The 11,664-nt window shown below is 71.5% G+C and carries 9 protein-coding genes; 4 read left to right on the top strand and 5 right to left on the bottom strand.

All coding sequences use genetic code 11. The features are described 5' to 3' along the window. Position 1: 1 nt before the first annotated feature. From ABD932_RS19955 to ABD932_RS19940, 4 genes are all read left to right on the top strand, one after another. Positions 2-1,651 (top strand): amidohydrolase, encoded by a 1,650-nt coding sequence (locus tag ABD932_RS19955; protein WP_345014625.1) that lies wholly within the window; start codon positions 2-4, stop codon positions 1,649-1,651. 114 nt (positions 1,652-1,765) lie between these two features. After that, positions 1,766-2,926: a hypothetical protein gene (locus ABD932_RS19950; RefSeq protein ID WP_345014623.1), complete on the top strand. Its 1,161-nt coding sequence runs from the start codon at positions 1,766-1,768 to the stop codon at positions 2,924-2,926. 398 nt (positions 2,927-3,324) lie between these two features. Then, positions 3,325-4,734, top strand: coding sequence for a Tat pathway signal sequence domain protein (locus ABD932_RS19945; RefSeq protein ID WP_345014621.1), 1,410 nt, complete (start codon positions 3,325-3,327; stop codon positions 4,732-4,734). A gap of 140 nt (positions 4,735-4,874) precedes the next feature. Continuing rightward, complete coding sequence (locus tag ABD932_RS19940) at positions 4,875-5,150, top strand: class III extradiol ring-cleavage dioxygenase family protein (protein WP_345014619.1); 276 nt, start codon at positions 4,875-4,877, stop codon at positions 5,148-5,150. On the opposite strand, the gene ABD932_RS19935 is transcribed toward ABD932_RS19940, so the two are convergent. From ABD932_RS19935 to ABD932_RS19915, 5 genes are read right to left on the bottom strand one after another with little or no spacing between them, the layout of a single operon-like run. Next, the gene (locus ABD932_RS19935) at positions 5,110-5,952 is read right to left on the bottom strand and encodes a carbohydrate ABC transporter permease (protein WP_345014616.1); all 843 of its coding nucleotides are present in this window, start codon (positions 5,950-5,952) and stop codon (positions 5,110-5,112) included. The genes ABD932_RS19940 and ABD932_RS19935 overlap by 41 nt on opposite strands. Beyond that, complete coding sequence (locus ABD932_RS19930) at positions 5,949-6,905, bottom strand: carbohydrate ABC transporter permease (protein WP_345014614.1); 957 nt, start codon at positions 6,903-6,905, stop codon at positions 5,949-5,951. The genes ABD932_RS19935 and ABD932_RS19930 overlap by 4 nt, the downstream gene beginning before the upstream one ends. After that, on the bottom strand, positions 6,902-7,975 hold the full coding sequence (locus tag ABD932_RS19925) for a sugar ABC transporter substrate-binding protein (RefSeq protein WP_345014612.1): 1,074 nt from the start codon (positions 7,973-7,975) through the stop codon (positions 6,902-6,904). The genes ABD932_RS19930 and ABD932_RS19925 overlap by 4 nt, the downstream gene beginning before the upstream one ends. Continuing rightward, positions 7,972-9,225 (bottom strand): LacI family DNA-binding transcriptional regulator, encoded by a 1,254-nt coding sequence (locus tag ABD932_RS19920; RefSeq protein WP_345014610.1) that lies wholly within the window; start codon positions 9,223-9,225, stop codon positions 7,972-7,974. The genes ABD932_RS19925 and ABD932_RS19920 overlap by 4 nt, the downstream gene beginning before the upstream one ends. A 2-nt stretch (positions 9,226-9,227) precedes the next feature. Then, a complete protein-coding gene (locus ABD932_RS19915; protein WP_345014608.1) occupies positions 9,228-11,603 on the bottom strand; it encodes an ATP-binding SpoIIE family protein phosphatase in 2,376 nt (791 codons plus the stop codon). Between the last annotated feature and the right edge of the window lie 61 nt (positions 11,604-11,664).

Raw genomic sequence — 11,664 nt, 5'->3', positions numbered from 1 at the left:
CGTGACGGACATCGTTCTCACGGGCGGCCGGGTGATGGGTCATGAGTACGCGGACACCATCGTCCTGCGCGGGGACCGCGTACTCGCGACCGGCTCTGCGCCGGACCTGCTCACCATGGTGGGCGAGGACGCCCAAGTGGTGCGCACCGAGGGCCGGTTGGTCATGCCCGGCTTCCAGGATGCCCATGTGCATCCGATGGCGGCCGGACTGCTTGAGTCCTGGTGCGATCTGAGCGACGCCGCCGACCTCGGCGATGCGCTGATGCGCGTGGGTGCGTACGCCCGGCGGCACCCGGATCTGCCGTGGATCGTGGGGGGCGGCCTCACCTCGGCGTTCCTGCCCCATGGCACACCGGTTGCCGAACTGCTCGACGCGGTTGTGCCGGACCGGCCCGTCCATCTCCTGGGCTCGGACCTGCACGACGCGTGCGTGAACAGCGCGGCACTGGCTCGGGCCGGTGTCGGCGCGCACACGCCGGACCCGCCGTTCGGCACCATCGGCAGGGACCTCGGCGGTCGGCCGACGGGTCAGCTGCACGAGGCGGCGGCCGACCTGGTGGGGCGGCACGTCCCTCCGCCGGACCGGGCGGCACAGGAGAACGCGCTGCTCACGACCCAGCGTCTGCTGCACCGGAACGGCATCACCGCATGGCAGGACGCTCTGGTCGGCCCCTACCTGGGCCTGCCCGACCCGCTCCCCGCCTACCTTGAGCTGGCCCGCCGGGGCGAGGTGAGCGGCTTCGTGTCGCTGGCCCTGTGGTGGGACCCGTGCCGCGGGCCGGAACAGATCGAGGACCTGCGTGAGCGACGTGCACAGGCCCGCGCCGTGGGGCTTCCCGCCGACCACGTGAAGATCATGCAGGACGGCATCTGCGAGAACGGCTGGGCGGCCCTGCTCTCGCCGTATCTCGACAGGTCTGTCACCCCGCCTGGCCGGCTGAGTGCCACGGACCTGTGCGAGGCCGTGACCGTGCTGGTCCGGGCTGGGTTCTCCGTGCACTTCCACGCCGTGGGAGACAGGGCGGTGCGCGAGTGCCTCGACGCCGTCGAGGCGGCCGGCCCCTCTTCAGGACAGCGGCACCACATCGCCCATGTGCAACTCGTCGCCGACGCCGACCTGCCCAGGTTCGCCGCACTCGACGTGACGGCGAACGTGCAGCCGCTGTGGGCGGCGGAGATCCCGCACATGCGGAAGACCTACGAGCCGATGCTCGGCCCGCGCCGCGTGGACCGGCAGTACCCCTTCGCCGGTCTGACTCGGGCCGGCGCCCGGCTGGCGGCCGGCAGCGACTGGCCCGTCAGTAGCCCGAACCCGCTCTGGGGCGCCTACGTCGCGGCCACCCGGCTGCCGGCTCTGGCCAGCGCCCCCTGGATGGGACCGGACTACCGGCCGGCCCCGTTCAACCCGCAGGAACGAATCGGCGTACCGGAGATCCTCCGGGCGTACACGGCCGGCTCGGGCCACCTGCACCGGCGTCCGGCCACCCTGGAGCCGGGCTCCCCTGCCGACGTCGTGGTCCTCGACGTCGATGTGTTGCGGGAGGGACCGGACGCCCTGTGCGAGGCACAGGTGGACCTCACGATCGTCGGTGGCCGACCGGTCCACGACCGGCTGGCGGGGCAGGTCCCCCGGGCGTGCGGGGCCGCCTGACAGTCGAACAGCACGAAGAAATCCATCACTTGACCGCGATGAGTTCCGTCCTGCCGGGCGCCGCTCGCTCCGAGCGCTGCTCTGCGGGTCGTACATCTGGAGAGGAAAGCAGCCATGGCGACGACCCAGTTGAGTGTTGTGCAGTCCCCCACGACCGGCGCCAGTACCCGGGTCGAGGGGTGGGAATGCGGGCAGGTCACCCCTGAAATCGTCTGGAAGGGAGTGGTCGGCGCCGTGCGCGCTGTCATAGCGGGCGACGACCAGCGCGAGCTGATAAAGATCACCGTGGGCGGCGACGTGCTCTCCGACCATGCCGTGATGCCGGCTCCGGACGGCAGCGAGTCGCCGGACGAGTGGTTGACCAGGATGCAGCAGAAGTTCGGCGCGGAAACCCCGATTCTGCTCTACGCCCGTGAACTTCCCTCGCACGAGAGGAGTCTGTTCGACCTGCTGGTTTCCGCCCTCGGCCGCCCGGTTTTCGAGGAGCACGGGCTGGTCCGCGGAAACATAGACATCGAGGTGTTTCTGGGCGAGTACCGTGCCACCCCCGGCGGCATTCACCGCGAGCAGTGCGGCAACAGCCACTTCGTGCTCCAGGGACGCAAGTACATGCATTTCTGGCACGGCGAGGACTGGATCCCCAAGACCGCCGGCTGGCGGGCGGCGGAAGGCGACAACGCCATCGACCCGGAGGAGTACCTGCCCTCCCTGCAGGTGCCCGAGGTGGTCGACCGCGGCACCTCGCTGATCGCTTCGGCCGGTGAGTTCTTCACCTGGGACCCGGGCACCTGGCATGTGGCCGAGACGGTCGGTCCGGCCTTCGCCGTCAACATCGCCCGCTACACCAGGTCTTTCGTTCCCGGGGAGGGGACCTATCCCTTCGCTGCGGAGCCCGACGGCCGGGTGAGCATCGAGTGGCTCGAGGGGTACCGCGACTTCCTCGGTGGCGGGGCCGACCTGGCCTCGGCCCTGGCCAGTGCCTCCGCCTACGGGCTTGTCGGGGCGGATCCGGAGCACAAGGAGACCGCCGATCTGCGCCGGGTGGCGGTCTCCAGCCATGCGCGCCGCCTATGGCACAAGTCGGGGGGATCCGTACACGTGGCCGCCCACGGGAGGAGCGGCGTCTTCTCCGCCTCCGTACTGCCCTGGCTGGTCGGTCTCGCCGACCTGCAGTACGGAGAGGAGTGCGAAGTGCCCGTCGACCCGGACACTCGGGCTCTCGCCCGGTTCCTGGTGGAGAACAACTCCTTGCGAGCCGTCCAGGGCTTGGCATGAGGCCGGGCTCCGGCCAGGGGAATGTCGGGCGGCTCCGATCAGACCTTCACGCAGCTGCGGCCGTTCAGCTCGAAGCCGCACGCCGGTGAGTTCGTGTCCTGCCGGGACGCGAGGAAGCCGAAGGTACTTGTAAAGGATCTACAGCGACTTTCGCTCGATCGCTCATGGTCACGTAATGCGTAGGTCTCGGGTACGAATCCCGAAGGCGGCTCCGTCAAACCCCAGGTCAGATAGTCGCTGACCTGGGGTTTTCTTGTGTCATGAGGTTGTTCCCTCCAGGGTCGGCGGGAGAAGGACTCGCCAATTGCTCCTCTCCCCAAGGGCGTTGACCCTTCCCACCCGTACCAGCAGAATGAGCGCGCATCCGTGAGAGCGCTCTCAAGACCGAGGGAGACCCCATGACCGGCACAACCGACAGGCACGGCCAGGTGCCCACCCGTCGCACGCTCATCGGTGCCGGTCTCGGGCTCGGAGTCGGGCTCGGTGCCGCGGTCTTCACGGCGGCCGGATCCGGTGTTGCTCACGCCGCTGTGGACGGCGGCCGCGCCACCCCCGCGCCCCACCGCGCCCAAGCCTTCCTGGCCGCCGCCATGGACGCCTACCCCGACCACGGCACCGTCCGCCTCGCCCAGAGCTACAGCGACCAGGCCGGGCTCTTCAGTACCGCCTTCACCTACGACAACGCACTCGCGGTCCTCGCTCACCTCGCCGCCCGTACCGAGGACGGGCGGGAGCGGGCCGTCGTGCTCGGGGACGCGCTGCTGTACGCGCAGCAGCACGACCCGGTTCATGCCGACGGGCGGCTTCGGCAGGCCTACAACGTCGGGCCGTACACGTTCTACGACGGCTCGCTGCAGCCGGACGGGTTCGTGCGGGCGGACGGGAGCGTCAATGTCGGGACGCAGTTCGGGTTCACGGGTACGGCTGTGGGGGACATGGCGTGGGCCGGGATCGCGCTGAGTGCGCTGGCCCGGCGGACGGGGGAGCGGCGGTTCCTCGACGGTGCCGTGCGGATCGGGGAGTGGATCGAGCGGAACGGGCGGACGGACGAGCCTCTCGGCGGATACAAGTTCGGCGTCAACGGGGCCAACGAGAAGCTGCCCTTCACCTCCACCGAGCACAACACCGACCTTGTCTGTCTGTTCGGGCGGCTTGCCCGGCTCACGAAGGACGGCGTGTGGCTGGAACGGCGTGACCGTGCGCTGGACTTCGTCCGGACGATGTGGGAGGCGGACGGCGGGTTCTTCTATACCGGGACCAATGACGGGGTCGTCATCAACACCTCCCCGGTTCCCGAGGACACCCAGACCTGGACCCACCTCGCCCTCGACTCCCGCGCCCACGCCTCGTCGCTGGACTGGGCCGCGCGTGAGCTGGCGGTTCTCGACCACGCCGAACGGCCCAACAGCACGGTGCCGGCGGGGCAGTCGTACGAAGGTGTCACCTTCAGTTCGGCCAGTCTCCTGGCGAACGAGGACGCCCCGATCGCCGACGGTCAGCCCAGGCCGGACCGCAACGGTGTGTGGTTCGAGGGGACCGCTCATCTCGCGCTCGCGCTGCGGGAGCGGCAGGGGCGGGGGGACGCGGCGCGGGCGCGGCGGCTGGTCGCGTCCATCGAGCGGGCCCAGGATCTGCTCGGGGGCGGACAGAGTGTCGGAGGACGGGCGCTGCCCGCGCGGTCCGGGGTCGTGTCGGCCAGCAGTCCGCTCGACACCGCGTTCGGGTTCGGCTACTACCCGTACCGGCACCTCGGTGCGACCGCCTGGTATGTGATGGCGGCCGCGCGCTTCAACCCGCTGCGGGTCTGAACCGGCACGCAAGCCGCTCAGCAAGGACGTGCTGCTGGGCAAGGCACGGCGCGAGGACGTGCTGCTGCGGCCCGAGCAGTGGTACGAGGGGCGGCGCGTCGAGGTCCGGGACGGGGCGTCGGTCCGGGCGATCCGCTTGAGTGAGCCCGATCAACCCGGCCTGGGACAACCGGCTCCTCGACCATCCGGAGAAGGGCGAGTTGGCGGAGTTCGACACCGGGAGCGTCGAGGGGATGGCCCGGGAGGGCGGCGGCTCCGCCCACGAAGTCCGCGCCTGGATCGCGGCGTTCGCCTCACTCGCGGTGGCCTCGGAGTCCGGGGCGTACGGGATGACGTCCCGTTTCTACGTGAGCAGGACGGCTGTGCGGGCGGCGCTCAACCCCGCACGCTCCCGGCCGTCAGCCCGCCCACGATGAAGCGCTGGAAGAGGGCGAACACACAGACCACCGGGACGCTGACGAGCGTGGCGGTGGCCATCAGGGCACCCCAGGCCGTCCCGTGCTGCCCGACGAAGGAGTTGAGCAGGACGGTGACCGGCTGGACGTCCGGCCCGTCGGCCAGTGTGAGGCCGAACAGGAACTCGCCCCAGCCGATCAGGAACGACAGCCCGGCCGTGGCGACCAGGCTCGGCACCATGACGGGCAGCACGACCCGCAGCAGTACGCCGGGCAGCCCGCAGCCGTCGACCAGCGCCGCCTCCTCCAGCTCCGCGGGCACGGCCCGCAGTACCGGGCGCAGCACGATCACCGCGAAGGGCAGCGTCAGCGTGGTGTCGGCGGCGATCAGGCCGAGGTAGGTGTCGTCGAGACCGGCCCGGCGTTCCAGGATGAACAGCGGTGCCGCCAGCACGATGGCGGGCGGGAGTTGGGCCACCAGCAGGGCGAGCACCATCGCGCCCGAACCGCGCATCCGGACGCGGGCGAGCGCGTAGGCGAGCGGGACGCCGAGGAGCAGCGTCAGCGCCACGACCCCGCTGGAGATCACCAAGCTGTTGAGGAGGGCCCGTGGCAGTCCCTCGTAGTCCAGTGCCGTCCGGTAGTTCTCGCCGGTGAGCGGCGCGGGCACCCACTGCGGGGTCGGCGCGAGGATCCGGCCCGGCTCGGTGAGGCTGGTCTTGGCCATCCAGTACACCGGCAGCAGGAAGGCCGCGGTGATCAGCGCGGCGACCGCGGTGCGCAGCCAGGGGTGGCGGCGGGGGCGGTGGCGGGGAGGTTTCACGTGGAACCTCCCGGCGCTTCCTCGCGGCGCAGTCGTCGTACGTAGAAAAGGCCCGTCAGCAGCGGTACGACGAGCAGGAGGATCCCGGCGGCGGCGCCCTCGCCGAACCGGAAGAACTTGAAGAAGACCTCGTAGACGTAGAGGGAGAGCACGCGGGTGGCGTCGACGGGGCCGCCGCCCGTCATCACGAACACGAGGTCGAACACCTTGAAGGTGTAGATCAGGCCGAGCAGGAGGACGGTCACCGAGACCGGCCGCATGAGGGGGAGCGTGATACGGCGGAAGCGCTGCCAGGCGTTCGCGCCGTCGAGGGCGGCGGCCTCGTGGAGTTCGGGGTCGACGGTGTGCAGGCCGACCAGGAGCAGCAGCATGTTGAAGGGCACGCCGACCCAGATGTTGGCGAGGATCACGCCGGCCAGGGACGTGGACGGGTCGGTGAGCCAGTCGTGGGAGAGCGTGTCCAGGCCGACCGCCTTCAGCAGGGCGTTGTAGGCGCCGGAGTCGGCGTCCAGCAGCCAGCGGAAGAGGGTGCCGCTGACCACGGGCGGCAGCAGCCAGGCCACCAGGAGCAGGGAGCGCAGGAGGCCGTTGAGGGGGAAGGGGCGGGCGAACAGCAGGGCCAGGGCGAAGCCGAGGGCGAACTGGAAGAACAGGGACCCCAGGGTGAACACCAGTGACAGGCGTACGGAGTGCCAGAACGCCGGGTCGTCCACCACCGTCCGGTAGTTGTCGAGGCCGCTGAAGCGTTCGGCCCCGCCGAGCAGGCTGCTCAGCCGCACGTCGTGGACGGAGGTCCAGATGTTGTAGATGAGCGGGTAGGCCAGGAAGAGCGCGAGGAAGGCCAGCCCGGGGAGGCAGAAGAGGTAGCCGGCGCGGCGGCGGCGCGCGGAGGGGGAGAGGGGGTTCGTTCGCTGGTGGATCTCCCAGGCGAGGCCCTGACGACCCCGCGTCACCCGCCCAGCGCCTTGTCGATCTTGCCGGCCGCCGTGCGCGCCGCGGCCGTCGGGGACGCCGAGCCGGTCAGCACGGCCTGTTCCGCCTCCGAGACGGCCTGGGAGGCGTCGGCGTAGCGCTCGCCGTACTGGCGTGGACGGGCCTGGGGGAGCTGGCTGAGGAAGAGCCGCAGCGCCGGGTCGGAGGCCCAGGTGCCCCGGTCGGCCAGGTCCTTGCGGGCGGGCAGATTGCCGAAGGAGACCAGGTACGGCACCAGCACCGACGGACGCTGCGTGTACTCCAGCACCTCCCACGCCTTGTCCACCTTCTCGCTGCTCGCCATCAGCACCCAGTTCTCCCCGCCCAGACAGGTGGCCGCCTCCCTGTCGCGGGGCAGGGCGACGACGGACCAGTCGAAGGCGGCCTTCTTCAGGGTGGGGATCTGCCAGGGGCCGTTGATCTGCATCGCGGCGCGCTGGTTGAGGAACCGGGTGTTGACGTCCTGCTGCGTCCAGCCCACGCACTGCTCGGACAGGGAGCCCTTGGCGATCAGGTCGTCGAGGAAGGACAGGGCGGTGGCGCCGTAGTCGGCGAAGGTGTCCAGGTCGCCGCCCGCCTGCCACAGGAACGGCAGGAACTGGAAGACGCCCTCCTCCGTCCTGATCGCGCTCAGCGCCAGCCCGTAGCGGTCCCCGCTGGTCAGCCGCTCGGCGGCGGAGGCCAGCTCGTCCCAGGTGGTGGGGGGTTCGACGCCCGCGTCCTGGAGCATCCGGGTGTTGCAGTACAGGGCCAGGCAGTTGCTGTTGTTGGGGATGCCGAGGGTCTTGCCGCCGACCTGGCAGCCCTCCCAGGGGCCCTTGTAGTACTGGTCGGCCTGGCCCCACTCCTCGACCCGGCCGGTGAGGTCGGCCAGCAGTTCGCTGCCGCCGAGCGAGTTCATGGCGACGTTGTCGACGATCGCGATGTCGGGCAGGTCGCCGGAGATCGCGCCCAGGGTGATCTGCCGTTCGAGCTCGGCGAACGGGAAGGTCCGCCGCTCGATCCGCACGTCCGGCACCCCGGCCTCGATGTCCTCGATCAGACGGGTCATACCGGGCTGGAAGTTGTCCAGGGTGAAGTAGTCCCACCAGCTGAGGGTCGTCGTGCTCGGCTCGTCGGAGCCGCAGGAGGCCAGGGCACCGCCGAGACCGAGGACAGCGGCTCCCGCGCCGGCGGTACGCAGGAAGCCGCGGCGGTCGAGCGGGTACGGCATGCTCCCCTCCCAGGGGATGTGCGGAAAGAGGCGTCGAAGTCGGCGTATCGGAAATCCACGTCGAAATCGGGGAATTCGGGCTCGGGTTCCGAACCGGGTACCGGACGGCACCGCCCCGTGCTGGAGCGCAGGGTGATCAGGGGTTTCAACAGGACGTGCCGGGGCGTCGAGCCGGGGGAGCGCAGGCGTTCCACCATCAGCTCGACGGCGACCCGGCTCATCTCCTTGGCGGGGATCTCGGCGGCCGTGAGCTGCGGGGTCACCTGCTCGGCCCACGGACTCGCCGCCACCCCGACCACCGAGAAGTCGCGCGGCACGGCGCGGCCGTGCCGGGTCAGCCCGCGGTAGACGCCCTCCAGGGCCGCCTCGTTCATGGTGACCAGCGAGGTGGTGGCCGGGTCCTCCGCCAGGATCCGCGCCACGACCTCCTCGCCCGAGGCGAGGTCCTCCCCGCAGAGGTAGGCACGCGGCTCATGGCCCAGGTCCGCCATGGCGGTGACATAGCCCTCGTGGCCGAGCCGGGCGAAGCCGTAGCCGCTGTTGAACAGCTCCTCCGAGCGGTTGACGAAGGCGATCCGGTGATGGCCCAGGTCGGCGAGGTGCCGTACGCAGCCGCTCGCCAGCCCGGCGAAGTCCAGATCGACCCAGCCCGCCTCGTCGGCACGGTGGTTGCGGCCGATGGCGACGAACGGGAAGCCCTGCTCCACCAGATGCTCGACCCTGCCGTCCTCGCGGCGGATCTCCATCACGATCACGCCGTCCACGCGCCGCCCGCCGCCGTCGCCGCGCCGGTCCCCGCCCACCGCCCGCTGCCCGAGCATCCGCCGGAACGAGGGGTCGTCGCCCGTGTCGGCGGGGGAGAGCAGCACGTCGTAGCCGTACGGCGCCGCGGCCTCGGCGACGCCGCCGACGAAGGCGAGCTGCATGGTCGTGTAGTCCCGGGCCCGTCCGGACGGGGGATAGAGCAGCCCGAGGGTGTGCGTCCGGTGGTCCCCTCCGTCGGCCGGTCCTCCGTCGGCCGGTCCTCGGTCGGTCGGTCCTCCGCCGGCCGGCGGTGTCGTCGGGTCGCCGCCCGGACGCCCGGTCATGGTCAGCCGACCGGGAGGGGCTGTTCGGCCCAGATCGTCTTGCCGGTCGGGGTCTGCCGGGTGCCCCAGCCCTGGGTGAGCTGGGCGACCATGTGCAGCCCGCGGCCGCCCTCGTCGTAGGTGCGGGCACGCCGCAGATGGGGCGCCGTGCTGCTGGCGTCGGACACCTCGCAGATCAGGGTGCGGTCCCGGATCAGGCGCAGCCCGATGGGTACGTCGCCGTACCGGATGGCGTTGGTGACCAGCTCGCTCACGACCAGCTCGGTGACGAACGCCGCCTCCTGCAGACCCCACGCCGCGAGCTGTCGGGAGGCCTGCGCGCGGGCGTCGGCCACGATCGCCGGGTCGGACGGCAGGGCCCAGGCGGCGACCTGGTCGGCGTGCAGGGCCCGGGTGCGGGCGAGGAGAAGGGCCACGTCGTCGGCGGGGCTCTCGGGGAGCAGCTCCTTGAGGATGGAGTCGCAGGTCGTCTCCAGCGACGGCACCGGGGAGGCGAGGGCCTCGCAGAGCCGTTCCAGGCCGAGGCCGACGTCGCGTTCGCGGGAGATCAGGCCGTCGGTGCAGAAGGCCAGCAGGCTGCCCTCGGGCAGCTCCAGCTCGGTCGCCTCGAAGGGCAGCCCGCCGACGCCGAGCACGGGACCGGGCGTGAGATGGACGACGCCGACCGTGCCGTCGGGGAGCAGCAGGGCGGGCGGGACATGGCCGGCACTGGCCAGGGTGCAGATCCGGGAGACCGGGTCGTAGACGGCGTACAGGCAGGTCGCGCCGACCCCGCCGTTGTACGGCAGCTCCCGGACGACGCTGTCGTCGTCCGAGGTGAGGTGGGTGACCAGGTCGTCGAGGTGGGTGAGCAGCTCGTCCGGGGGCAGATCCACGTCGGCGAGGGTGCGGACCGCGGTGCGCAGCCGCCCCATGGTGGCGGAGGCGTGGATGCCGTGCCCCACGACATCGCCGACGACCAGCGCGACCCGGGTGCCCGAGAGAGGCACGACATCGAACCAGTCGCCGCCCACACCGGCGCCCGAGCCGGCGGGCAGATAGCGGTACGCCACCTCCACGGCCGCCTGCTTCGGCAGGTCGCGGGGGAGCAGGCTGCGCTGGAGGGTGAGGGCGTTGGTGCGCTCGCGCGTGTACCGCCGGGCGTTGTCCACACCCACGGCGGCCCGCCCCGCGAGCTCCTCGGCGAGGATCAGATCGTCCTGCTGGAAGGGCGGGGACGCCTTGCCGCGGACGAAGACCGCGACGCCGAGGGTGATGCCGCGGGCGCGCAGCGGGGCGGCCATGACCGAGTGGAGGCCGTGCTCCTGGACTACGGCGGCCCGCGTGTCGTGCTCGGTGACCCAGCGGACGAAGTCGGGGTCGTTCGCGCCGCTGAGCACCGGGCGGCCGCTGGTCAGGGAACGGGCGGGGGGCGAGAACGGCGGATACGTGTCGACCCCGCCCAGGTCGACGGCAGCCTCCGGTACGCCCCCGCCCTCGGTGGCCGACTGATGGGCGACCCGGCGCAGCACCACGGCGGCGTCGACCGGCCCCGGCACCGGCTCCTCCCCGCGCATCACCGAGTCGAGCAGGTCCACGCTGGTGAAGTCGGCGAGCCGCGGGACGGCCAGATCGGCCAGCTCCTGGGCGGTGCGGTTCACGTTGAGGGTGGTGCCGATACGGGTGCCCGCCTCGTTCAGCAGGGCCAGCCGCTGCCGGGCGGCGTACTGCTCGCTGCTGTCGAAGGCGGCGGTGCCGACCCCGGCCACCGTGCCGGAGGCGGGGTCCCGGACGGGCCACAGCTCCACGATCCAGGAGCGCTGCCGACCGGCGCCGGCCGGCGGTGCCGGGGCGAATCCCTCGTACCGCATCGGCATGGCCTCCTCGGCGACCCGCCGCACGCACCGGAGGAACCCTTCGTCGGACCGGGCCTCCCCGAGCGGATCGGCCTCCGCGCCCGCGTTCAGCCGCCACGCGCCCGACGCGGAGCTGTAGGTCGACAGGGCGATCGAGGACTGGGCGAAGGCCCACTCCACCATCCGCCGGTCGCGCTCCGAGTCGGCGGTTCCCGTGGTGGCGGTGACGACGAACGCCTGCGTCGCGCCGGCACTGTCCAGCGAGGGATGGGCGTGCAGGGTCAGCTCGACCCGGCGGCCGTCCCGATGCCTGAGCACCGCCGCACCGCTCCACTCCTGGGAGCCGACGGGGGAGAAGCCGGTCGCCTCCCGGTCCACGAGAAGGTCGGCCGCGGCCCGCCCCACCACCTCGGAGGCCCGGTACCCCAGCAGCCGCCGAGCACCCTCGCTCCACCCCGTGACGACGCCCTCCAGGCCGATGGTGGCTGTCGCGGCATCTGTTGACCACCCGCTGTGACCGAAGCCCTGATCAAAAGTGGCCATTACTGCTCAATTCGCGCTGGTGATGTTACTCACGGTTCCAGCGTGCGCGTCGCGGGAGAAT

The sequence above is a fragment of the Streptomyces shaanxiensis genome, assembly GCF_039537145.1.
In the GTDB taxonomy this organism is placed as follows: Bacteria; Actinomycetota; Actinomycetes; order Streptomycetales; family Streptomycetaceae; genus Streptomyces; species Streptomyces shaanxiensis.
The sequence above is the reverse complement of the archived record's forward strand: the minus strand, read 5'-3'. Positions and strand labels throughout refer to the sequence as shown.

Coding starts and splice junctions, on each gene's coding strand:
- ABD932_RS19950 (WP_345014623.1), top strand. CDS start 1,766: ATGGCGACGACCCAGTTGAGTGTTGTGCAGTCCCCCACGACCGGCGCC.
- ABD932_RS19945 (WP_345014621.1), top strand. CDS start 3,325: ATGACCGGCACAACCGACAGGCACGGCCAGGTGCCCACCCGTCGCACG.
- ABD932_RS19925 (WP_345014612.1), bottom strand. CDS start 7,975: ATGACCCGTCTGATCGAGGACATCGAGGCCGGGGTGCCGGACGTGCGG.
- ABD932_RS19920 (WP_345014610.1), bottom strand. CDS start 9,225: ATGACCGGGCGTCCGGGCGGCGACCCGACGACACCGCCGGCCGGCGGA.
- ABD932_RS19915 (WP_345014608.1), bottom strand. CDS start 11,603: ATGGCCACTTTTGATCAGGGCTTCGGTCACAGCGGGTGGTCAACAGAT.